Source organism: Pseudomonas rubra (genome assembly GCF_028656935.1).
Lineage (GTDB): Bacteria > Pseudomonadota > Gammaproteobacteria > Pseudomonadales > Pseudomonadaceae > Aquipseudomonas > Aquipseudomonas rubra.
The window spans coordinates 1-22,943 of sequence record NZ_JAMDGZ010000034.1; the positions used below are offsets into that span (position 1 = coordinate 1).

Consider the following 22,943-nt stretch of genomic DNA (forward strand, 5'->3'; position numbering starts at 1 on the left):
GTGCCATGGCCTGTGAGAGCGGCGTTGTCAGCCTTGGTGCAAGGCTAGAGCGATTGTCGATAAATTAACGCAAGCGCGACCTGATCCGGTGGCACACATCCAGCACCTGCTCCACCTCCCCCTCGCCCAGGTCGATCTTGCAGGCCATGTTGCCGAATACCTGCGCTGCCAGTGCCTTGAGCTCGCGGCCCTTGTCAGTCAACAGCAAGTTGCGCCGGCGGCGGTCGCTGGGGTCGAGATAGACGGTGACAAAGCCGTTGTCAGCCAGGCGCTTGACGATCGGGGTCAGGGTGCCAAGGTCGAACAGGGTCAGCTCGCTCAGGACACTCATCGAGACATCGTCCTGGCCCCACAACCCGGCCATCACCAGCAGTTGCGGGTAGGTCACCCCACGCGCCTTCAGCGGTTCGGCATAGTCGCGGACCATGGCATTGGCGGTGGAGTACAGCGAAAAACACAGCATCCGGTCGAAATCAAAGGTCGGATCAAGCATGGGCACCTCCGCGCACGCGACTGAATTCATGCACCGCCTCGACCAGGGTCGTGACGGCCTCTGGCGAAGTTGCCGGGCAGATTCCGTGGCCCAGGTTGAAGACGTGGCCAAAACCCCGCGTCGCAGGGCCGAAGGCCTGCAAGGTGCGCTGCACTTCGCGGCGGATGCAGGTGGTATCGCCGAGCAGCACGCTGGGGTCAAGGTTACCCTGCAAGGCCACGCTGTGGCCAACCAGATGCCGGGCCATGCCCAGGTCACAGGTCGGGTCAAGGCTCAGGGCGTCGGCGCCACTATCGGCCATTTGCGCAAGCCAGGGGCTGCCGCCCTTGGTGTAGAGGATCGATGGCACCCGCTGGCCCTGATGGGTCTTGTGCAAACGTGCCAGTACTTCACGCATGTAGAACAGCGAGAAACGCTGGTAGGCGCCGTCGGCCAGGGCGCCACCGCAGGTGTCAAAGATCATCAGCGCCTGGGCACCGGACTCGATCTGCGCATTGAGGCTGGCCGCCACCGCTAGGCTTGTGACCTGGAGAATGTGCGTGAGCAACTCCGGGCGGCGGTAGAGCATTTTCTTGATCAGTTGAAAGTCACCCGGCGGCCCGCCTTCGACCATGTAGCAAGCCAGGGTCCAGGGGCTGCCGGCAAAACCGATCAAGGCAGTCTTGGGGTCCAGCGCGCGGCGCGTCTGAGCCACGGTCTGGTACAGGTACTCCAGAGCTTCGGGCGCGGGCACGCGCAGGCGCATGATGGCCTGTTCGTCACGCAACGGGTGGCGAAAGCGCGGCACCTCGCCGCGCCCAAAATACAGGCCCAGGCCCATGGCATCGGGCACGCTGAGGATGTCGGAGAACACGATGGCCGCATCCAGGTTGAAGCGGCGCAAGGGCTGCAATGTGGCTTCAGTGGCGTAATCGGGGTTTCTCGCCAGGCTCAGCAACGATCCGGCCCGGGCCCGCAGTTCGCGGTATTCGGGCAGGTATCGCCCGGCCTGGCGCATGAGCCAGACCGGCGTGTGCGCGGTCGGCTGACGCAGCAAGGCCTTGATGAAGGTTGTAGTGTGCAAGGACAGGTAACTCGTACAGGATTCGCGAGAATCGTTGGAAAGACCGCCTATCAGTGGCGGTTGGGCACAGCTTGGGCAATCTCGCGGCGCAAAGCCTCGATGGTAGCGCGGTAATCGCTCTGGGCAAAAATCGCTGTTCCGGCGACGAACATATCGGCGCCTGCGGCGGCCACCTGGCCGATGGTTTCAAGGTTGACGCCACCGTCCACCTCAAGGCGGATCGCCCGGCCACTGTCATCGATCAGCTTGCGCGCTGCAGCAATCTTGGGCAATACCGAGTGGATGAACTTCTGCCCGCCAAAGCCCGGGTTGACCGACATCAGCAGGATCAGGTCGAGCTTGTCGAGCACGTATTGCGCAGCATCGAGGGTGCTGGCCGGGTTGAACACCAGGCCCGCCTTGCAGCCCAGGTCCTTGATCAGCTGCAGCGAGCGATCCAGGTGCAAGGTGGCTTCGGGGTGAATCGAAATATAGTCGGCACCGGCCTCGGCAAAGGCCTGGATCATCCCATCCACCGGGGTGACCATCAGGTGTACATCGATGGGCGCGGTGATGCCATGGTTGCGCAGGGCCTTGCAGAACTGCGGGCCCATGGTCAGGTTGGGCACATAGTGGTTGTCCATCACATCGACATGGATGACATCGGCACCGGCGGCCAGTACCTGCTCGGCTTCAGCGCCAAGGCGGGCGAAATCGGCGGCCAGAATCGACGGTGCAATCCAGAACTCTTTCACGGGTGTACTCCATTACTCATTGACTAATCGTTGTCGCGGCCCGGCCTCACGCTGGAGCAGCGCGGCGTTGATCTGCTCGATCAAGGCCGCGCTGGGGGTTTCCAGGTGAAAATGGTGGCCGCCGTCATGCCAGTGCACCTGAGTAGCCCAGGGCAAGGCGTGTTTTCTTTTGTCGAACTGGGCGCCGGCAAACAGGCCCTGGCGCCCGAGCATCAGGTGCAAGGGGCAACTGATCTGGCGTAAAAAGTCGCACGCCTGGCGCTCGGTCAGTTGCATGGCCTCCGGCAGCACCAGGCGCGGGTCGTGGCGCCAGCGATAGCCATCGCCAACGCTGAGCAGGTCGCGCATGGCCAGCAATCGCGCACCCTCGGCACACAGGGTGCCGTCAATGCTGTTGCGTCGCTCGTTGATGGCCGCTTCCAGGCTGTCGAACTGCGCCGTTTGCGGCGCCGAAAAGCCATGCAGACGGGTGCGCAAAGCCAGACGCAGCAGGCGCTGGGATTTTTTCAGGTGCTCGACGGTGTCTTCTTCGGCAATGGTGAACGGCGCACCCATGCCGTCGACAAACACCATGCTGTCGATCGACTTGTTCAGCGCCGCCAGAATCGAGGCCACGCCACTGCCCATGGAATGGCCAAGCACGGAAAAACGTTTCCAGCCCAAGCACTCGACCAGGGCGTTCATGTCATCGGCGTGCTCCCACAGGTAATAGCCGCTGTCACCGCGACGATGCTCGGAGCGCCCGTGCCCGGCAAGGTCCGGGGCGACCACAAAGCAATCCTTGAGCAGCGGCGCGATGCGCTCGAACGAGGCGGCGTTGTCGAGCCAGCCATGCACCGCGAGCACCGGGTGGCCGTTCTCGTTGCCCCAGATCCGCAGGGCAACATGGTTGCCATTGACGTCCAGCGATTGATCGCGCCCTCTGTTGACCAGGCTCATATGCGCACATCCCGTATGACTGACTCACCCATCGAAGGCAACACTTAACCGGCCACGGCCAGTTGTGCGTTGCGCGCCGTCTGTTGCAACTGTTGCAGGTCGAACTTGCCATTGGCGGTGCGCGGCAAGGTGCCTTCGACACTGATCGACAGTGGCACCTTGTGCGCCTCCAGGCCGTGCCGGCAACGCTCGAGCAACTGCCCAGCCGTCAGGCCCACACCTTGGCCCAAGGTCACGAAGGCCCATAGCCCCTCGCCGACCGAGGCATGTTCGACACCGACCACCGCCGCAGCCTCGACACCGTCGATGGCATAGAGAAAGCTCTCGACCTCGCTGGGGCTAACTTTCATGCCCCGGGACTTGATCACGTGGTCCATGCGCCCCTGGAAGTACAGGTAGCCGTCCTGATCGAGGCTGCAGTAATCACCGGTGTACAGCACGCTCTCGCCCGGGTAGGGGCCAGGCTTGAGTTTCTGCGCGGTGGCCTGAGGGTTGCGCCAATAGCCGGCCATCACCGTGGCCCCGCGAATCACCAACTGGCCGACCTGATGCGGCTGGTCGATTCGCCGGCCTTCGTCGTCCACCAGCCACAACTCGGTATTGGGAATGGCAATACCGACACTGCCCGGTTTGTCGTCAATGTCTTCGGGAGGCAGGTAGGTGCAGCGCTTGCATTCAGTCAGGCCATACATGGAGAAGATCTGCGCCTGGGGGAACAAGCCCTTCATCTGCGCGATATGGGTCGGTTTCAGGGCCGCGCCGGTGTTGGTCACCATGCGCACCTGCGGAAAGTTGGCCTCGCGCTTGTGCGCATACTCGTGCAGCAACATGAGCATGGTCGGCACGAACGGAATCACCGTGACCTGGTACTGGCGAATCTTCTTGATCAGAAAGATCGGCCAAGTGAATTCCTTTTCCAGCACCAGGGTCGCGCCCGCGCTCAGGGCCATGATCATCTGGTACAGGCCGTAGTCGAACGACAGCGGCAATGAGCACAGCACGTTGTCGCTCGCCTGGTAGCCCAGGTACGTGTGCAGGGAGTTGAGCGCCGCCAGCATGTTGCGGTGGGTGAGCATCACGCCCTTGGGCGCCCCGGTTGAACCTGAGGTATAGATGATCGCCGCCAGGTCCAGGTCGAGGTTGCCGCACGGCAGCGGAATGCCGGCGCCCTGCCCCAGCAGGCTTTCGAAAGTCTGAGTCACCGCCGAGTCGGCTTCGCCATCGAGCAGCACGATGGCCTTGAGGTAACTCAGCTCGGCGGTGCTGGACGACAGGCTGGCGAATTTCTCCGAGGTGGTGATCAGCACCGAGGCTTCGGCATCGCGAATGATGTAATCAAGGCTGTCGGCCGGGGTTTCCAGGCCGACATTGACCATCACCCCACCGGCCCGCAGCACGCCCCAGAACGCGCAGACGGTTTCAACCCGGTTGCCCAGGCACACCACCACCCGCTCCTGGCGCTGTAAACCATTGACCTGCAGGCCTGCGGCCAAACGCCCGCTGGCATCTTCAAGCTGGGCATAGGTGTAGGTTTCATCGGCATAGATGATCGCGGCCTTGTCCGGATCCAGGCCGTTGGGGCCTTCCAGCACTTGCTGCAAAAGGACGTCAGACGCCTTCATGCTGCACCTCGTGACGTGCCCGGCGCGGTGCGCTCGGCAGACGATGGGCGTCGATATAGCCGGCCAGGCTCGCAACGGTATTGAAGTGGCCGGGGACGATAGTGTCGGGGTTGACGAAGAACCCTTCGATATCGTCTTCGAGGTTGACCAGCAGCTCCATGGAGGTCAGCGAGTCCAGCCCCAGGTCATCGCGCAGGTGCGAGTCGGCATTGATCACCGTGCTTTCCGGCAGCTTGAGCACCACCCGCAGGATCTCGCTGAGCTGGCGCTGGGTCGCGGCCTGGGCGATCGGCGTTGGTTCGGCCACCGCTGGCGCGCCACCGAGCATGGCCGCCAGCGGTACGTCGGCATGGCTGTCGCGGATGTCCAGGGCCGTCTGGCGGGCGCGAGCGAGGAACAACTGGCCGTTGCTGACGATCACTTCGGCCGGGTGGCCGTGGCTGTGAAACAGGGTGGGTGATGCCGATGGGCCGTAGGCGCCCGAAGCGGTGACGGCAAGGATATCGCCTTCGGCCAGGGTTTCGATCTGCAGGTCACGGGCCAACAGGTCATCGGGGCTACAGAGCGGCCCGGAGATATGGTACTCGCGCAGCGCAGCGCCGGTACTGCCGGTGGCATGCACGATACGAAAGTTGCGTTTGAGTACCTGGCCGCTGCCGGCGGCGGCGCCGTGGCAGTTGGTGCCGCCGTCGGTGACGGCAAAGGTCTTGCCGTGGTTTTCCTTGATGTTGTCGACGGTCACCAGCAAGGCGCCGCACTTGCCGGCAATGAAGCGCCCGGACTCGACAATGATGCGGGTCTGCGGAAATTGCTGGTTGAACGCCTCGAACAGGGGCACCAGCAGTTGCTTGAGCTGGCGGGTGTCGAGCTCGCTTTCGTTCTCGTAGTACTTGATGCCCAGGCCGCCGCCGACGTCGACCATGCGCATGTCCAGGTTGTAGCGCCGGCTCAGGTTGCGGTACAGGCCGAGGATGTACTTGGCGTTGTCGTAGACCGACTGCGCGTCGAGGATCTTGGTCCCGTTATAGACGTGGATGCCCTTGATCTGCAGGTTTGGCAGCGCCGCGTAATCGCCGAAGTTGGCCACTGCGGTGTCTTCCTGGATACCGAAATGGGTCGGCCGACCGCCCATTTTCCACGGCGAACCGGAGGCAGAGAAATTCGGGTTGATGCGGATCGCCACCGGGGCCACGCAGCCAAGCTCGCCGGCCAGTGCCGACAGCTTGCGCAGCTCGGTCTCGGACTCGACGACGATGGCGAACACCCCGACTTCCAGGGCGCGCCGATGTTCCTCGGGCTTTTTGTACGGGCCAAGGAAAATGATGTCCTGGGCATCGACCCCGGCCTTGAGGGCGATTTCCAGCTCGCCCAACGAGCAGACTTCGGTATTGCCGCCATAAGAGCGGATCAGTTTCACCAGGGACAGGTTCGGGTTGACCTTCAGCGCATAGAAGATATCCACGCAGTCCGGCAATGCGTCGCGCAATTCGTTGAAACTGCTGCGTAGCACGGCTTCATCGTAGAGGTAGGTCGGTGTCCCGAACGTCGCTTTTGCCTGGAGGACCAGTTCCTTGGAAAGCTTCATCTGTTGCTCCCTTCGTTCTTATAGTGTGCCGCCGCTGCGCGCGTACCCCGTCCCGGCTGGAGAACACCGTCACAGGGGCGTATAGCGGGATGGCGTCAAGGTTGGTTGCGCACCACTGCCGGGTTTGAGAAGGTCCCGGCATAAAACTTTGCGCGCAAAGTTTGAGAAATTCTGCGGCCGCATTTACCGTGATGTCAAGATAATTCCACGGGGTATAGTCTGCGACACAGCGCCACGTGGTTTGCCCGATTTTTCACAGCAGCACAGAGGTAAATCGCCGCACTTGATTCATAACAGCTTCGATATAAGCCAATGAATACGGGGGTTCTATCTGATCCGGTATTAACGTCTGTTTCTGAGTCTGTTTTGTATGCCAGCAGCTTTCTAGAGTCTGCGCCTGTGCCCCTGCCCCACGGCAGGGCGAGCCATACAGGAACTGTGGAAACTAGCCATGAGCACACATCAACAGGCGCAGGCCTATAACTACAAGGTGGTCCGACAATTCGTCGTCATGACGGTGGTCTGGGGGATCGTCGGCATGGCCATGGGCGTCTGGATCGCCTCGCAACTGGTCTGGCCCGAACTCAACCTCGACCTGCCGTGGACGTCGTTCGGCCGCCTGCGCCCGCTGCACACCAGCCTTGTGATCTTCGGCTTTGCCGGTAGCGCGCAATTTGCCGCCAGTTACTACGCGGTACAGCGCACCTGCCAGGTGCGGCTGTTCAGCGACAAGCTCGCCGCCTTTACCTTCTGGGGCTGGCAGGCGACCATCGTGATCATGCTGGTCAGCTTGCCCTTGGGCCTGACCACCACCAAGGAATACGCCGAGATCGAGTTCACCGGCGCGGTGTGGATGGCCATTGTCTGGGTCGCCTACGGCATCGTCTTCTTCGCCACCTTGATGCGCCGCAAAGCCAAGCACATCTATGTCGGCAACTGGTTCTTCGGCGCCTTCATCGTAGTGATCGCCATGCTGCACGTGGTCAACCACCTGTCGATCCCGGTGAGCTGGTTCAAGTCCTACCCGGTGTACTCCGGCGCCACCGACGCCATGGTCCAGTGGTGGTACGGCCACAACGCCGTAGGGTTCTTCCTGACCACCGGCTTTCTGGGCATGATGTACTACTTCGTGCCCAAGCAGGTCGGCCGCCCGGTGTATTCCTATCGGCTGTCAATCGTGCACTTCTGGGCACTGATTACCCTGTACATCTGGGCCGGCCCTCACCACCTGCACTACACCGCCCTGCCCGACTGGGCACAGTCGCTGGGCATGGCCATGTCGCTGATCCTCCTGGCGCCCAGCTGGGGCGGCATGATCAACGGCATGATGACCCTCTCCGGTGCCTGGCATAAGCTGCGCAGCGACCCGATCCTGCGCTTTCTAGTGCTGTCGCTGGCGTTCTACGGCATGTCGACCTTCGAAGGCCCGATGATGGCGATCAAGACCGTCAACGCCCTGTCCCACTACACCGACTGGACCATCGGCCACGTCCACGCGGGCGCCCTGGGCTGGGTGGCGATGATCACCTTCGGCTCGCTCTACCACATGATTCCGAAAGTGTTTGGCCGCGAGCAGATGCACAGCATCGGCATGATCAACGCGCACTTCTGGCTGGCGACCATCGGCACCGTGCTGTACATCGCCTCGATGTGGGTCAACGGCATCGCCCAGGGCCTGATGTGGCGCGCCACCAACGACGACGGCACGCTGACCTACGCCTTCGTCGAGGCGCTGGTGGCCAGCCACCCGGGCTTTATCGTGCGCTTTGTCGGCGGTGTGTGCTTCTTGAGCGGCATGCTGCTGATGGCCTACAACACCTGGCGCACTGTGCGCGTAGCCGATGAAAAACTGGCGCTGAACAACGCCAGCCTGGCCTAGGAGGCACGCACATGGATGACTGGCTGTATGCACTGTATTGCCTGAGCGGCGTACTGTTCTTCTACCTGGTCACCAGCGCCTGCCTGCAGCGCCACAGCAGCGAAGTGGACGATCAGGCCAGCCTGATCCCCTTCGCTGACGACCCGGCGGTTGCACGCCGGGTCGAGGCTGCCACCGGCAAACCGGTGCCGGCGGTGGCGCCGGATGCGGCGCTGAAGGCGTGAACGGGCCTCATCGCGGGATAAGTATCTACACATCTCGCGATTGCGTGTGAGCCGCCAGACTTTTTGGCCTCGATACGCACTCTCGCCTGGCACCAGGCTGACAACGCCGATCTCACAGGCCATGGCACGTGGCGCTCGATCTCAAGGGCGCAGCAAATCTCAAGGCGGTACACCTAGCAGGCTTTACCCCTTCTCAAAGCCTGCGCCTTTGAACCACTACACACCTTGCGATTGCGTGATGACGGTGAGGTGTGAGGCTTGAGATGAGGTGAGGGCTAGTAGGTGTACGCCTTAGGGGTTGTGGCGTCCTTGAGATCGAGCGCCGCCCGCGCGGCGCATCGCCGGCAAGGCCGGCTCCCACATTGGTTGCAACGTGCCATGGCCTGTGAAAGCGGCGTTGTCAGCCTTGGTGCATGGCGGGAGTGCTTCGCGCGAATCAACTACCAACCCCCTCCCGCTCATCCTCGAAGAACGCCTTGCGCCCATCCACCTGGCTTGAGGCCCGTGGCAGGTTGGCCGCCTCTGCCGTGGGCTTCTCGACGTACCAGTAGCAGTGCCTGGCAGCGCGGGTAATAGCCACGTAGGCCAGGCGCAGCACCTCATCCTTTTGCGCATTGTCGAACGCCTGGGCGTCACCGTCGCGACCCAGCCCCGCCTGGCGATACACCTGGTTCTTGTAGGGTGAGTGGGTCAGGTACTGGCAGTCGCCGAGCATGAACACCGCGTCGGCCTGCAGGCCCTTGGCGCTGTGATAGGTCAACTGGCGCAGGCGCCGTTGCGCTGCCGGCAAGCCGGCCTCATGGTTGACCAGCGCCTGCAGGTGCTCGGCGATCGCCGCCTTGTCGCTGCTCTTGCGGTACAGCAGCATCACCGACTCGCCGTTGCGGTAATGCTCCAGCAAGGTCTGGGCCAGGCTCGCCTCGTCACGCTCAAGCACCTTGACCGGCAGCGGTGTCTCGGCCGCCGGGCCACAGGCCTTGGCCTTCTTGCCGCTGATGGCCGGTGCCGACTTAACGATATGCTCGGCGGCATCGATAATGTGCTGGTGGCTACGGTAGTTGTCGGCGAGCATAACCCGGGTGTTGCTCGGCGCCGGGAATTCCTTGCTGAACTCCATGAAGTACTTAGGCGAACTGCCACGCCAGCCGTAGATCGACTGCCAGTCATCGCCCACGCACAGCAACGAAGAATGCTGTGCCACCCGCCCGATCTGCATGGCCGGGCCGCGGCGACGGATCTCGCGCAGGCAGGCACGCAGCCAGGAAACGATCTGCGGTGAGACGTCCTGGAACTCGTCGATCATCAGGTGCGCCAGCGGCCGCAGCAGCGGATCAGGTAACAGTTGCAGGTTCTGCGGGTTGTTCTCGCCGAACAAGGCGAACATGCGGTTGTAGCTCATGATCGGCGGCGACTGGCTGAGCAGGTGAGCTTCCAGGGCTTTCCAGTACAGGGCCAGGGCCTCGAAGAACAGCGCGTCGCTGTCACCAGCCGGGAAGCTCATGGCGCCGACCGCCTTGTTGACCTCAAGGCCGAGGTTTTCGATAAAGCCGGCAGCGCCAACAAAGGCATCCAGCAGCGGTGCTGCGCCCAGCTCGCCCTTGACCTTGTAATCAAAGCCCGGCCCAGCCACGGCATCACCGGCCAGGGACGAGACCAGGCGCTTGGCGGCTGAATAATTTTCCATCCAAATCACAGGCTTATCGCAGAAAGCTTGAAACAGGGTGCGCTTTATCACCCACTCCGCCCACACCGGAAGCTTTGCCCCCGGACGCTTGTACTGCTGGTTTTCCTTGGGGTCGAAACCCAGTACCACGTAAGCGTCCAGCTCGGCGATATGGCCATGAAAATGAAAACGGCTGCCGTTGATCTCGACCGTTTCGCGGCTCGGCTCGATACCCTTGATCGGCCAGGCACCGGCGGCAAACCACAGGTCTTCGAGGGTGTCGCAGAGTTCTTCGTCGCGACTGGCCGACAACTGGGTCACCGCCACGCGCTTTTGCACATCGGGGTGATCACGGTCCAGTGCCTTGAGCTGCAGGGCTTCGCGGCGCAGGCTGGCGATCAGCTGGGCAAAACGCGGGCTGCTGCCCAGCAGGTCGCGGTAACACAGGTTCAGTTGCTGGCGTTGGGCGTCATTGATGCGCAGGTCGAACGGGTTGCTCTCGGCGTTGGCTTCACTGCCGCCGGGCAGTTCGCTGCCAAGGGTCTCGAACGCGCGCACCTGGCTGAAGCCCGGCAGGCTGCGCACCAGCGGCAGGATGCGCGAATGGAAGGTACGCACCAACTCGCGGGCCTGGACCTGGCCCAGATCCACCTGCCACAAGGCAAACACCTGCAGCAGGCGGCTGATGAAGTCCTTGCGCGACTCACGGGTAAAGGTCACCACGGTCATGGCGTCCAGCTCGTAGCCCAGGTAATGCCGTAGCAACAGGATACGCAGCACCAGCGAAGTCGACTTGCCAGCACCGGCGCCGGCCACCACGCAGGTCGACGGGGTATCGCTGAAGATCATCTTCCACTGCGCCGCACTTGGCTGCGCATGGGGCGCCAGGTGCTGGGCGACATCGGCCTTGAAGCGTTTTTTAAGTTCCGCGCTCAGCGGCAGGCGCCAGTCATCGAACAGGCTGTCGTCGATACCCGGCACACCATGGCCGTCGGGGCGGGTGTCGTGGATCACCAGCACCTGGCGCCCGGCCTCATAGCCGTCGATCCGCCCTTCTTCATAGCCTTCGCGCAGGCCGTCGGCATGGCCAGTGCGCTGGCCGCTGGCGTGGCCCTGGAACCACGAGTCGCGGTGTTGCGCCTGCAAACGGCTCAGGCCGCGTCCGAGCATGCGCGCCGCCAGGCGCCTGAACCACGGTAATTGCGCCGGCGCAGTCAACTCCAGGGGTAGCTTGGGACGCTCTTCAGACACACCGACTCCAACAAAATGAAAACCAGCGACCATGTTCGCTCCATCAGCCAGAAATCACCAGTCGATTGCTTGCAGATCAGTCAATTAGGCGATGAAGCGCACAAATTACCCTAGCTCTATATATCGATTTACATGATCAAAATAAGTCGAAATTTACGCTTATTTTCGATCAGTTCTTGAGGGATGATTTGCCCATCCACTCACTGTCGAGGACAGCCATCATGCTGCAACTGCGCCCCTTCAACAGCCTTGGCCACGCCAATCACGGCTGGCTCGATGCCCATCATCACTTCTCGTTTGCCGAATACCATGACCCGGCGCGCATGCACTGGGGCAACCTGCGGGTCTGGAACGATGACCTGATTGCCGCCGGCAGTGGTTTCCCGCCGCACCCGCACCGCGACATGGAAATCATCACCTATGTACGTGAAGGCGCTATCAGCCATCAGGACAACCTTGGCAACAAGGGCCGTACCGAAGCCGGTGACGTCCAGGTGATGAGCGCCGGCACCGGCATCACCCACAGTGAATACAACCTGGAAAAGGTCGATACACGCATCTTCCAGATCTGGATCATTCCTGAGCGTGTCGGCCAGGCGCCCTCCTGGGGCACCCGACCGTTCCCCACGGGCGAACGCGGCGAAGGCTTCGTGACCCTGGCCAGTGGTCGTGAGGGCGATGAGGATGCCTTGCAGATTCGTGCCGATGCACGGCTGCTGGCAGCGACCTTGCGCGCCGGGGAAACTGCCGAGTACCGCTTCGCAGCCGGGCGTCGTGGCTACCTGGTGCCGGCCAAGGGGCTGGTTGAAGTCAACGGCTTGCGCGCCGAGGCCCGGGACGGGGTGGCGATCGAGGATGAGCAGGTGCTCAGGGTGACGGCGGTGCAGGACAGCGAGGTGGTGCTGGTCGATGTAGTGTGAACGCCATCGCGGGGCAAGCCCGCTCCCACCCTGTGGGAGCGGGCTTGCCCCGCGATGCTTTCAGCGATCAGGCAATCGCCGCATCCACCAGTTCCTGGGCTTCTGCCACCAGGCGCTGCAGGTGCGCTTCATCGATAAAGCTTTCGGCGTAGATCTTGTAGATATCCTCGGTACCCGACGGCCGCGCGGCGAACCAGCCGTTGGCAGTCATGACCTTCAGGCCGCCGATGGCCTGGTTGTTGCCCGGCGCATGGCTGAGGATCTGCTCGATCGGCTCACCGGCAAGCATCGTCGACTTCACCTGCTCGGGTGCCAGTTTGCTCAGCAGGGCCTTTTGCTGCGGGTTGGCCTTGGCCTCGACGCGGGTGGCAAACGGCTCGCCCAGCTTGGCGGTGAGTTCGGCGTAGGCCTGGCTCGGATCACGACCGGTGCGGGCAGTGATTTCCGCCGCCAGCAGCGCCGGAATCAGGCCGTCCTTGTCGGTGGTCCAGACGCTGCCGTCTTTGCGCAGGAACGACGCACCGGCGCTCTCCTCGCCACCAAAGCCCAGGGAGCCATCGAACAGCCCGTCGGCGAAGAACTTGAAGCCTACCGGCACCTCATACAGGCGCCGCCCCAGAGCAGCCGTCACACGGTCGATCAGGCCACTGCTGACCACCGTCTTGCCGACGGCGGCATCGCTGCGCCACTGCGGGCGATGCTGGTACAGATAGTCGATGGCCACCGCCAGATAGTTGTTCGGTGCCAGTAGGCCATTCGGGGTGACGATACCGTGCCGGTCGTGGTCCGGATCGCAAGCAAAAGCCACGTCGAATCGCTCGCGCAGGCCGATCAGGCCCTGCATGGCGTACGGCGAGGATGGGTCCATGCGGATCTGCCCGTCCCAGTCAACCGACATGAAGCGGAAGGTCGGGTCGACCTCGGTATTGACCACTTCCAGGTTCAGCTTGTAGTGCTCGGCAATCGCCGACCAGTAACGCACCCCTGCCCCGCCCAGCGGATCGACGCCCAGGCGCAGGTTGGCGCTGCGGATAACGTCGAAGTCGATGACGTTTTCCAGGTCGGCAACATAGTTACCCAGGTAGTCATGTCGGTGGGTGGTGCTGGCCGCCAGCGCCTGCTCATGGGCAATCTGCTTGATGTCGTCCAGGTTCGCCGCCAGCAGTTCGTTGGCCTTGGCCTCGATCCACTTGGTGACGTCGCTGTCGGCAGGGCCGCCGTTGGGTGGGTTGTACTTGAAGCCACCGCTTTGCGGCGGGTTGTGCGACGGGGTGATGACGATGCCGTCGGCAAGGCCGCTGCTGCGCCCGCGGTTGTAGCAGATGATTGCGTGAGACACCGCCGGGGTCGGGGTGTACTCGTCATCCTTGGACAGCATCACCTCAACGCCGTTGGCCGCCAGCACCTGCAGGGCACTGGCCGCTGCAGGAGTCGACAGCGCGTGGGTGTCGGCGCCGATGAACAACGGGCCGCTGATACCTTTGCTCTGACGGTACAGGCAGATGGCCTGGGTGATGGCCAGCACGTGGTGCTCGTTGAAGCTCAGGTCCAGGGAGCTGCCGCGATGCCCGGAGGTGCCGAAGGCAACCCGCTGGGTGGCGATGCTGGCATCAGGCTGGCCAGTGTAATAGGCGGTCAACAATTTCGGGATATCCACCAGCACGGAGGCCGGGGCCAGTTTGCCCGCCAAAGGACTGAGCTTCATGCAAAACCTCAAGAAAGGATGTTCGGGGTGATAAAAACACGCAGTTTACTGGCAGTTTGACCAGCAAGCGACCGTCGCTATCCCCAACCCCGCGATTATTTCTGCTGCGGCGCCCACCAGGCCGGAAACATGCGCTGTACACGAGCTTCGGCAAAACGCTCATCTATCAGCAACACCGTGCCCCGGTCCTGGGTACCACGGATCACCCGACCTGCCGCCTGGATGACTTTCTGCACTCCGGGATACAGGTAGGTGTAGTCGAAACCTGCGCTGAACAGCCTGGCCATGCGCAGCTTGATCTGCTCGTTGACGGGATTGACCTGGGGCAATCCGAGGGTGGCGACAAAGGCGCCGATCAAGCGCGTACCGGGCAAGTCGACACCCTCGGCAAAGGCGCCGCCGAGCACGGCAAAACCCACGCCCTGCCCGGCAGCGACGAAACGTTCAAGAAAGCCCTGGCGCTGTCCTTCATCCATGCCTGGCGCCTGGCGCCATTGCTCAATGGCCGGATAACGCGATGCCAACAGGTTCGAGACCTGTTGCAGGTATTCAAAGCTGCTAAAGAACGCCAGGTAGTTGCCCGGCACGCGGCCAAATTGCTCGGCAATCAACTCGACAATCGGCGCCAGCGAGGCCTCGCGATGCTGGTAACGGGTCGAGACACTGCTGACCAGCCGCACCTGCAGTTGCTCGGCGGCAAAAGGTGACGCTACCTCAAGCCAGGCCGTGTCGGCCGGCATGCCCAGCAGGTCGGTGTAGTAGCGTTGCGGGCTGAGGGTGGCGGAGAACAGCGTGACACTGCGCGCGGCGCTCATGCGCGGGCCGATCAGCGCCGCCGGCACCACATTGCGCAGGCACAGGGTCGACAAGGCCCGCTTGCCCGGGCCCGGGCGCTTGCTGATATCGAACAGGAAGTGCTCATCGAACAGGTCGCTGACCCGGATGAACTGCAACGCCTGAAAGAAGAACTGCAACACCGCAGGATCAATGCCGGTCGGCGCCTGGTTGAGCTGCTCCTGGATCACTGAAACACAGTGCTGCAGCGCCTTGAGCAGGGCTTCAGGCAAACCTTCGACCACCCGGTACGGCGCCAATTGATCTTTGTGCAGGGCGTTCCACTGGCGGTTCAGGCGCTCCAGGGCGCTGACCAGGCCCGCCGGTTTGAGCTTGCGCAAGGCCAGCAACTGGCCCTGGTCGAGGCTTGCGCTGTACATCTGCCGGGCTCGCTCGACCAGGTTGTGGGCTTCGTCCACCAGCACGGCCAGGCGCCACTGGTTGGCCTGGGCCAGGCCATAGAGCAAGGCGCTCTGATCAAAGTAGTAGTTGTAGTCGGCCACCAGCACATCGACCCAACGGGCCATTTCCTGGCCCAGGTAGTACGGGCAGACCTGATGGGCCAGGGCCACTTCGCGCAAGGCGGCCTTGTCGAGCATTGCCACCGCCTGGGCGGCCTGGCGTGCTGCGGGCAGTCGGTCGTAAAAGCCCTTGGCCAACGGACAGGCATCGCCATGGCAGGCCGTGCCCGGGTATTCACAAGACTTTTCGCGGGCGACCAATTCAAGGCTGCGCAAGGCGCCCTGGGTGCCAGCGGCCATTATCTGCTGCAGCGCCTCCAGAGCCAGGGCACGCCCGGGGGTCTTGGCGGTCAGGAAAACAACCTTGTCCAGTTGCTGCGGGACCATGGCCTTGAGCAACGGGAACAGGGTGCCGAGGGTCTTGCCGATGCCAGTGGTGGCCTGGGCCATCAGGCAACGCCCGGTGCTGACCGCCTTGTACACGGTTTCGGCCAGCTCCCGCTGGCCCTGACGAAACGGCCCATGGGGGAATGTCAGGACCTGCAAACCCTGGTCGCGCAAGGCCTGGCGCTGCAACTGCTGCTCGGCCCAGTGCAGGAAGAGTGCGCATTGCGCATTGAAAAATTGCTCCAGCGCCTCGGCGCTCCAACGCTGTTCAATCAGTGTTTGTTCATCGCTGTCGACATTCAGGTAGACCAGCGCCAGGCGCAGATGCGAAAGCTTGCGCTGCTGGCACAGCAACCAGCCGTACACCTGGGCCTGGGCCCAATGCAGCTGGCGATGGTTAGCAGGCTGGCGAGCCAGGTCGCCACGGTAGGTCTTGATTTCTTCCAGGCGATTGAGCTGCGGATGATAGCCATCGGCGCGGCCACGCACATGCAGCGTGGCGTAGTGCCCCTCTAGGCTGACTTCCGTTTCGTAGCCCTCGCCGCGCCCGGCCATGACCCGCCGATGGCCGCTGATGCCCTCCTGGGCAGTGGGCGACGGGGTAAAACGCAGGTCAAGGTCACCGACCTTGGCGCTGAACTCGCACAACGCCCGGACCGCCACGTTGTAACTCATGTTGACCACTGCACATGGCAGACGTCGACCGGCAGGCCGTGCTCGGCGCAGAACTCGATCCAGCGCAACTGGCTGTCTTGCAGACGATCGCCCGGGCCCTTGACTTCGATCATCCGGTAGCGCTGCTGCTCAGGCCAGAACTGGATCAGGTCGGGCATGCCCGAACGGTTGCCTTGAAGATCCTCGAGCAGGCGTTCAAAGCAGCGTTTCAGGTGCGCCGCCGGCAGGCAGGCCAGGGCCTGCTCAAGCAGTTTTTCGCTGAGCACCTGCCAGTAAACGAAAGGTGATTGCAGACCCTGCTTGCCAAGGAAATGACGGCGTATGGTGTGAAGGTAGCGCCCATCGTCCAGTTGCCCAAGGCACTGCGCGAACAGCGCGCGGCGGCGCGGGTAAAACTCGGCGTCGTGCAGGTCCTGTGGTGCACTCTGGAACGGGTGGAAGAAGGCACCGGGCAACGGCGCAAAAATCGCTTCCCAGCACAACAGGCCGAACAGGCTGTTGAACAAGGTGTTCTCGACGTAGTGCACATGCCCGCCGTCCTGCTCCAGGTGCTGCTGCACCGCCTGCTCCACCCCCAGGGCCGCCCACTGCGCGGGCAGCGTCAGGTCGATCAGGTTGACCTTGGGCTTGGCCCGCCGTGGCTGCGGCGGGCCGCCGAGCTTGCGCTGCAAACGCGGCAACATCCGCGCCAAGGCTTGCACCTCGACTGCGTTGGCCGGTTGCCGGGCGACTTGCGAGGCCAGTTCGAAGGCCGCCGCCCATTGCTCGCTGCGTTCGAGCACGCGAATGTGGCGAATCCGTGCTTGCGGATGCTGGCTGCGCGGGTAGATGCGCAGGGCCAGTGGCCAGTCCGCCAGGCGCTCACTGTGCTGGCCAAGCTGATACAGAAGGCGCGAACGCCGCCGCTGCAGCCAGGGGTTGTCGCTGTCCAGGGCGTCAACCTCAGCCACCACCTGCTCCAGGGCAACGCCCTGCTCAAGCCATTCGCCGCACTCATGCAGGGCCAGCGCCACCTCGATATCAGAGCGCTGGCGCAACGCCCGGGAGTCGTCGCTGAAGGCGACCTGTTCATAGCGCATCAGGCCAAGGTCGGCCAACACGAACTCTGACCAGTCCTTGTACAAATTGCCAAAAAACAACAGCCGCAGACGGTCGCACAGTGCCTGCAAGCGCAACTCGATAACCGGCTCGGCAAAGCCCGGCAACCATTCATGCAAGGGCCGGGCTGGCAACTCAAGGGCTTGCAACTGCGCCAGCAACTCGCTCTTGGCCGCCCGTGGGCGGCTCAGCAACGGGCTAAAACCTGTGGCCAGTTCATCCTTGCGCAGCAGGTCAAACAACTGCTCAAGGCTCAGCGGGCTGTCGTCCACGACCCAGCCCATGGCCAGCAGCGGTTCAAGCGCCGCCTGGGGCGAGCCGATTTCGGCATACACCAGCTTGCTCGGGCGAAACAGCAGGCCCTTGCGCATCACCATGCGCACCAGCAAGGCCTGCGCAGCCCGGGGCTGCTGGCGGAACTGCTGAATGAACGCCCGTTCTTGCGCGTCGAGCAGATCGGCGTAGCGCAACTCGATCCAGCCAAGCACTTGCTGGAAGTTGTGCAGGTAATAAAACGGCTCGTCGACGGAATGGGCGATCACAGGTCACTAGGCGCTGGCGACAGGAGCACTGGTTATACATACAGATACGCCCTTCTGGCAACCTGTGGGCGACCTGCGGACGACTTTAGCCGGTCTGTACTGGCATTGGCCGTTGCCAGTTGTAGCACCGGATTAAAAACCGTCCGATTTCCTGCTGTGGAACCGCGGCTGCACTAATCTACCAGGGGTAGCAAGGAGGGTTGACGATGCGCGTGGTCATTGTGCTGATACTGCTGTGCTTGGCAGGTTGCGCCAAGGATCTTACCGGGATGGAACCCACCACCGACAAACACAACCTGACCGGAGCAAAGATCACCTACCTCGGAGTTGGCGGCTGGTTGTTGTACTGGCACGGCGAAGGCCTGCTGCTTGCACCGTCCTTTAGCAATCCGAGCATACCGCCGATTTTCGTCCGCGCGGATAAGCAGCGCATCGCCGATCACATGCCGGAGGCAAAGGACGTCAGAGTGATGCTCATTGGCCATGCGCACTATGACCATTTGCTTGATGTTCCATGGATCATGCAACACTACGCTCAGAATGCGATTGCCTACGGTAACAGGACCGCCGGCCACATCCTTGCCGTTCCGAGCCTTAACTTGAAGCATAGATTTGTCAACGTGGAGCAGAAGATGTACCGCGTGGCCTGCAGCACGCCGGAGTGCTACCAGGCAAACCCTACACAGTGGACCAAGGTGGGCCATATGCGCTTCATGGCAATCCAGAGCCAGCATGCACCCCACTTTGCGGGGCAAGATTTCCTCGAAGGAAGCTATTACGAGGACCTGGATAAGCTGCCAGTCTATGTCCGCAATTGGAAAGAGGGCACCACCTTAGCGTTTCTGATTGACCTGCTCGATGACAGTGACAGGCCTGTCTACCGCATCCATTACCAGGATTCGGCGAGTAATCCACCTTTTGGTTTCCCTCCCCTGATTCCGGATGGTAAGCGGGTTGACGTCATGATCATGTGCGCAGCCTCGACCACTCAGGTCACGCAATACCCAGACGCATTACTGCGCTACCTGCGACCGCGCCAGTTGCTCATCGGGCATTGGGAGGATTTCTTCGGCAATGACTTGAACAAGAAACCGCGGCTGCTCAGAGCCCAAAAAGAAAACGAGATGCTCATCCGAGTTAGTAATGCGTTCAAACCCATCCAGATGGTCATGCCGTACCCTCTGAGCGAAGTAGCGCTGCCAACCCCCGAGCCATGACCAATGCCGACCGGACGCGGCCACCTGTTGCCACCGACGGCTTCGACCCATTGCGGCCAAACGTGAAAGGTAGCAATCGGCCATAACTGGACAGGTCATCCAGGCAATACTAGCGTTATGCCATGCATGCACACAAATGCCGTATCCATCCATTAAGGACGTGGAAAGATGGCGAACAACTGGCAAAGTCAAATCAAGCACGTCGTTGTGCTGATGATGGAAAACCGTTCTTTTGACCACCTGCTGGGTGATTACAAGCATCTCGATCCGAACTGCGACGGCGTGGACCGCAAAGCCTTGCTCAGTAACGTTCTGGCGCCGGCAAGCGGTGGGCAAGCCACCACGATCACCCAGGCCGCAGAGCGGCCCGATGACTTCAGCCTTTGGGTGCCGCCACCTTATCTGGACATAGCGCCAGGCTTGAAGCGCGAGGGCGTCGATCTGGGCCATGAATACGAAGATGTGGTGAAACAGCTGACCGACGGCCACTCGACCAGCCTGGCGGACCCGATCATGGGCGGGTTCGCCCAGAACGCCTATGAAAAGGCCAGGAAGGATCTCAAGGCGCATAAAGTCCACGCGCTATCCATTGCCCAACGGGCGATGAGTTTCGTGCCTTTCGAAGCCAATCCGGCACACGACCCGTTACCCGCCATCCAGGGCCTCGCCCGGCACTTTACTGTCTGCGACCGGTGGTTTTGCTCGGTGCCTGGGCCGACCTGGCCCAATCGCTTCTTCGCTATGCTTGGCAGCAGTCATGGGCGCGTACTCATGCCGGGCGAAGGGACCATGCTTGCGGGCATCAAGAGCCTGATCGCCCAGTTCGGCAAGGAGAGCATCTTCTCATTGCTCAAGGCCAATGGGCACGACGCGCGTATCTACTCAGACGGCAAGGTCCCTCTTGCCACCTTGGTCAAGGAAGGGTTACGGCACTCCTCTATCGAAAAATTCAAGGAAGAGGTCGTAGCGAACGAGTTGCCAGCGTTGGCTTGGATAGAGCCAAGCTACGGACTTCTGTATGACACTCTCGGGCCGAACAACTCGCATCACCCCTCGGAAGACCTGCGGGTTGGCGACCACTTCATCGGGGAAGTCTTCAATTCGCTGATGGTCAATCCTGATGTATGGAAAAAGACGCTGTTCGTGCTGCTGTATGACGAACACGGCGGCTTCTACGACCATGTGATACCGCCACAGACTCTGGCGCCGGACACACGATCAGCCGATGTCACCTGGACAGGTGCAGCCCCATTCACTCGCCTGGGAGTTCGCGTGCCGGCCATCCTGGCCTCCCCCTGGCTGCAACCGGGGCTGGTCACATGGAGCGACAGCATCCAGAACGAACACTACGACCACACCAGCTTGCTGGCTTTTCTGTGTGACCACTTCAGGTTGCCGCGATACAAATTGGGAGGACGGGTCGAACAGGCGAAACACTTCGGCGAAGCACCCATCTGGCGAACCACTCCGGAGCTCAACAAATCGTTCCGGCTCGCCACCACCCCGTCACCGACTTACACCGCCATCCACAGGGTGGAGACAGGCCTGGCCACCAGTATCCGCCAAGTGCTGGATACCTCACTGGCATACTTCGATGGCCATAACCTGGAGCAGGCCTGGAAGGACAGCGCCAAGCAGGTCAGGCCGGCCCCTACCCCAGGCGAACGCGCGGTCGCAAGCCCCGACAAGCTGGAAGCCAAGCTTCGCCGCCTGCAGGACCTGATGCTCAATGCCAGCAACCCGTCTACCGCGCCGACGGTACTGCGTGGCGACCGGGATACGCTTTCCAAGACCCAGACAGAGCGTTTGCGCGTGCTCTGCCTGCATGGTGTCGGTCATGGTGATGCCAGCCAGGATGAGTGGAGTTCCGAGCACAGCTGGCAGGCGCAATGGCGCTCCGCGATTAGCAGCAACCTGGAACGTAACGGTCGCGACATCGCGCCAGAAGACATTGTGTTTCTGCGCTATGACGACCTGTTCGGCGATGGGCCGGACTTCGCCCAGATTGCCCGCGGGCTCGCCATGTTGCTGGACGAGACCAGCGAACGGAGTGAGGCAGGCACGCGTTCCTGGGGAGTCCCCGTCGACCAGATACTGCGCTGGACCGTCGGCATGACGGTTCAGTGGCTGGAAGACCCCGTGCTTCGAACACAACTCTGCGAACGGTTGATGGCCTGCATCAAGGATTTCCAACCCCAGATCATCCTCGCCCATAGCCTGGGCAGCCTGATCTGCTACGACGCTTTCCGGCGTGCCGTGGCCAAACCTGGTGCGGCGCTGGAAATCATCGACGGTCGGGTATTGGCAAGCTTCGGTTCGCAGATCGCCCATCCAATCGTCATGCGCGAGGTCTGGGGCGGCCGCGTCATGCGCCTGCATGAAAACGGTCGAGGTATCCGCCGCTGGTACCACCTATACAACCCCAACGATCGTGTATTTACCCGCCCCATCACCTCGCCGGACTCTGCGCGTGTCGATCTAACCACCCTGTTCGAAATGCCCCTGCGCGAAGACTTGTTGGACCTCGACCACTCCGGCGCGGCGTATCTGGCGGATGACACCAGCCGGGCGGATCTATGGCCCCAGCTTGCCCGTGGCGCCGTAGCGAATCGAGCCCTGGAAGTGCCAGCGTTCCTGTCCCGCAGTGGGCAACGCAAGCGTCGGGCCCTGATCGTGGGCATCAATGAGTACCCGGACCCCCAGATGCGCCTCAATGGCTGCATCAACGACACCTACCTGATCAGCCGCATGCTCCAGGAGAGCGGTTATGATGCCGCCGATATCCGTCTGTTACATGACGCTCGGGCTACCCGCGCCAATCTCGAGGAGCGCCTGGAGTGGCTGATCGAAGGTACCCGGTCCGCAGATGAACGTCTCATCTTCTACTCCGGTCACGGCGCGCGTCTGCCGGCTAGCAACAACAGCCGCGAAGCGGACTGCATGGATGAAACGCTTGTGCTGTACGATTTCAACTGGAATGACACCTCTAGCCACTTCACCGACAAGCTCTTCCGTCAGTTCTATAGTCACCTGCCCTTCTCGCCTGATGGGCCCGGGGCCAGGCTAAGCGTGATTCTCGACTGTTGCTACGCCAGCGGAATGACCCGCGGCAACGGGCGCGTGCGTGGCATAACGGCGCCCAACGACATTCGTCACCGTGCACTGCAGTGGGACGAAGAGTCCCGTGAATGGGAGGAACGCCTCTATGCCCAATGCGAAGCCCATCGAGACTTCACGCGAGGAACTGACCAAGGCAAACACCTGCCCCAGCGCCACCGGCGCACCCAGGGCAGTGCCATCGAACTGCGCCCAGACGATGTAAGGCAACTCCAGCGCCAGGGGCGTCTCTATGGGCATCACGGCCCCTACCTGCCCTTACTGCTCTTTGCAGCAAGGGAAAACCAGAAGGCGAGTGAATACGAGGCCGGTGCGACCAGCTATGGCGCCTTCACCTATTCACTAGTCGAACAGTTACGAAAGGCCAGGAAGGCGCAAAGCCCCCTGAGCTTTGATGAGCTGATCACCAACGTCTGCATGGCACTGGCCGAAAGATCTCCGGGGCAAACTCCCGAGCTGGTTGGTCCGCAGAGTGTTCGCCATTCGATCTGTCCATGGCGAGTACGGTAGTGATGACCTGATCTGCGATTTCAG

Annotated in this window: 15 protein-coding genes; 5 read left to right on the forward strand and 10 right to left on the reverse strand. The window is 62.0% G+C overall.

Annotated features, from left to right (window positions below):
- Nucleotides 1-64 precede the first annotated feature (64 nt).
- Genes M5G17_RS15980 through M5G17_RS16005 form a run of 6 tightly spaced genes read right to left on the reverse strand, consistent with a single transcriptional unit; the run spans nt 65 to nt 6,436 of the window.
- Entirely contained in the window at nt 65-493 is a 429-nt protein-coding gene (locus M5G17_RS15980; RefSeq protein ID WP_273893876.1) for a MarR family winged helix-turn-helix transcriptional regulator, read from the reverse strand.
- A complete protein-coding gene (hemE, locus tag M5G17_RS15985; RefSeq protein WP_420793352.1) occupies nt 486-1,562 on the reverse strand; it encodes a uroporphyrinogen decarboxylase in 1,077 nt (358 codons plus the stop codon). The genes M5G17_RS15980 and hemE overlap by 8 nt, the downstream gene beginning before the upstream one ends.
- Before the next feature lie 44 nt (nt 1,563-1,606).
- Nucleotides 1,607-2,290 (reverse strand): ribulose-phosphate 3-epimerase, encoded by a 684-nt coding sequence (gene rpe / locus M5G17_RS15990; RefSeq protein ID WP_130264489.1) that lies wholly within the window; start codon nt 2,288-2,290, stop codon nt 1,607-1,609.
- Between the two features lie 12 nt (nt 2,291-2,302).
- Nucleotides 2,303-3,229, reverse strand: a complete 927-nt coding sequence (locus M5G17_RS15995; RefSeq protein ID WP_273893878.1) for an alpha/beta fold hydrolase — start codon at nt 3,227-3,229, stop codon at nt 2,303-2,305.
- A gap of 44 nt (nt 3,230-3,273) precedes the next feature.
- The gene (locus M5G17_RS16000) at nt 3,274-4,851 is read right to left on the reverse strand and encodes a class I adenylate-forming enzyme family protein (protein ID WP_273893879.1); all 1,578 of its coding nucleotides are present in this window, start codon (nt 4,849-4,851) and stop codon (nt 3,274-3,276) included.
- Nucleotides 4,838-6,436, reverse strand: coding sequence for a phosphopantetheine-binding protein (locus M5G17_RS16005; RefSeq protein ID WP_273893880.1), 1,599 nt, complete (start codon nt 6,434-6,436; stop codon nt 4,838-4,840). The genes M5G17_RS16000 and M5G17_RS16005 overlap by 14 nt, the downstream gene beginning before the upstream one ends.
- 451 nt (nt 6,437-6,887) lie before the next feature.
- Between M5G17_RS16005 and ccoN the strand changes: the two genes are divergently transcribed.
- Nucleotides 6,888-8,315: a cytochrome-c oxidase, cbb3-type subunit I gene (ccoN, locus tag M5G17_RS16010; RefSeq protein ID WP_273893881.1), complete on the forward strand. Its 1,428-nt coding sequence runs from the start codon at nt 6,888-6,890 to the stop codon at nt 8,313-8,315.
- A gap of 11 nt (nt 8,316-8,326) precedes the next feature.
- Nucleotides 8,327-8,539 carry a cbb3-type cytochrome c oxidase subunit 3 gene (locus M5G17_RS16015; RefSeq protein WP_273893882.1) on the forward strand — a complete coding sequence of 71 codons (213 nt, stop codon included), beginning with the start codon at nt 8,327-8,329 and terminating at the stop codon, nt 8,537-8,539.
- A gap of 436 nt (nt 8,540-8,975) precedes the next feature.
- Here M5G17_RS16015 and M5G17_RS16020 read toward each other — a convergent pair whose 3' ends face one another.
- Nucleotides 8,976-11,486, reverse strand: a complete 2,511-nt coding sequence (locus M5G17_RS16020; protein WP_273893884.1) for a UvrD-helicase domain-containing protein — start codon at nt 11,484-11,486, stop codon at nt 8,976-8,978.
- Between the two features lie 188 nt (nt 11,487-11,674).
- On the opposite strand from M5G17_RS16020, the gene M5G17_RS16025 reads away from it, so the two are divergent.
- Complete coding sequence (locus tag M5G17_RS16025; protein WP_273893885.1) at nt 11,675-12,373, forward strand: pirin family protein; 699 nt, start codon at nt 11,675-11,677, stop codon at nt 12,371-12,373.
- A gap of 67 nt (nt 12,374-12,440) precedes the next feature.
- Here the strand turns inward: M5G17_RS16025 and pgm are convergent, their stop codons facing one another.
- The 3 genes from pgm to M5G17_RS16040 form a co-directional block, all read right to left on the reverse strand.
- Complete coding sequence (gene pgm / locus M5G17_RS16030; RefSeq protein ID WP_273893886.1) at nt 12,441-14,078, reverse strand: phosphoglucomutase (alpha-D-glucose-1,6-bisphosphate-dependent); 1,638 nt, start codon at nt 14,076-14,078, stop codon at nt 12,441-12,443.
- 95 nt (nt 14,079-14,173) lie between these two features.
- Nucleotides 14,174-16,435 (reverse strand): ATP-dependent DNA helicase, encoded by a 2,262-nt coding sequence (locus M5G17_RS16035; protein WP_273893887.1) that lies wholly within the window; start codon nt 16,433-16,435, stop codon nt 14,174-14,176.
- The gene (locus M5G17_RS16040; RefSeq protein WP_273893888.1) at nt 16,432-18,075 is read right to left on the reverse strand and encodes a VRR-NUC domain-containing protein; all 1,644 of its coding nucleotides are present in this window, start codon (nt 18,073-18,075) and stop codon (nt 16,432-16,434) included. Before M5G17_RS16040 ends, M5G17_RS16035 begins: the two co-directional genes overlap by 4 nt.
- A gap of 206 nt (nt 18,076-18,281) precedes the next feature.
- Between M5G17_RS16040 and M5G17_RS16045 the strand changes: the two genes are divergently transcribed.
- Nucleotides 18,282-19,292 (forward strand): MBL fold metallo-hydrolase, encoded by a 1,011-nt coding sequence (locus M5G17_RS16045; RefSeq protein ID WP_273893889.1) that lies wholly within the window; start codon nt 18,282-18,284, stop codon nt 19,290-19,292.
- A 168-nt stretch (nt 19,293-19,460) separates the two neighbouring features.
- Nucleotides 19,461-22,919 carry an alkaline phosphatase family protein gene (locus tag M5G17_RS16050; protein ID WP_273893890.1) on the forward strand — a complete coding sequence of 1,153 codons (3,459 nt, stop codon included), beginning with the start codon at nt 19,461-19,463 and terminating at the stop codon, nt 22,917-22,919.
- Nucleotides 22,920-22,943 lie beyond the last annotated feature (24 nt).

Coding starts and splice junctions, on each gene's coding strand:
- pgm (WP_273893886.1), bottom strand. CDS start 14,078: ATGAAGCTCAGTCCTTTGGCGGGCAAACTGGCCCCGGCCTCCGTGCTG.
- M5G17_RS16035 (WP_273893887.1), bottom strand. CDS start 16,435: ATGAGTTACAACGTGGCGGTCCGGGCGTTGTGCGAGTTCAGCGCCAAG.
- M5G17_RS15995 (WP_273893878.1), bottom strand. CDS start 3,229: ATGAGCCTGGTCAACAGAGGGCGCGATCAATCGCTGGACGTCAATGGC.
- M5G17_RS16005 (WP_273893880.1), bottom strand. CDS start 6,436: ATGAAGCTTTCCAAGGAACTGGTCCTCCAGGCAAAAGCGACGTTCGGG.
- M5G17_RS16015 (WP_273893882.1), top strand. CDS start 8,327: ATGGATGACTGGCTGTATGCACTGTATTGCCTGAGCGGCGTACTGTTC.
- M5G17_RS16025 (WP_273893885.1), top strand. CDS start 11,675: ATGCTGCAACTGCGCCCCTTCAACAGCCTTGGCCACGCCAATCACGGC.
- M5G17_RS16000 (WP_273893879.1), bottom strand. CDS start 4,851: ATGAAGGCGTCTGACGTCCTTTTGCAGCAAGTGCTGGAAGGCCCCAAC.
- M5G17_RS16020 (WP_273893884.1), bottom strand. CDS start 11,486: ATGGTCGCTGGTTTTCATTTTGTTGGAGTCGGTGTGTCTGAAGAGCGT.
- M5G17_RS15980 (WP_273893876.1), bottom strand. CDS start 493: ATGCTTGATCCGACCTTTGATTTCGACCGGATGCTGTGTTTTTCGCTG.
- M5G17_RS16045 (WP_273893889.1), top strand. CDS start 18,282: ATGCGCGTGGTCATTGTGCTGATACTGCTGTGCTTGGCAGGTTGCGCC.
- M5G17_RS16050 (WP_273893890.1), top strand. CDS start 19,461: ATGGCGAACAACTGGCAAAGTCAAATCAAGCACGTCGTTGTGCTGATG.
- ccoN (WP_273893881.1), top strand. CDS start 6,888: ATGAGCACACATCAACAGGCGCAGGCCTATAACTACAAGGTGGTCCGA.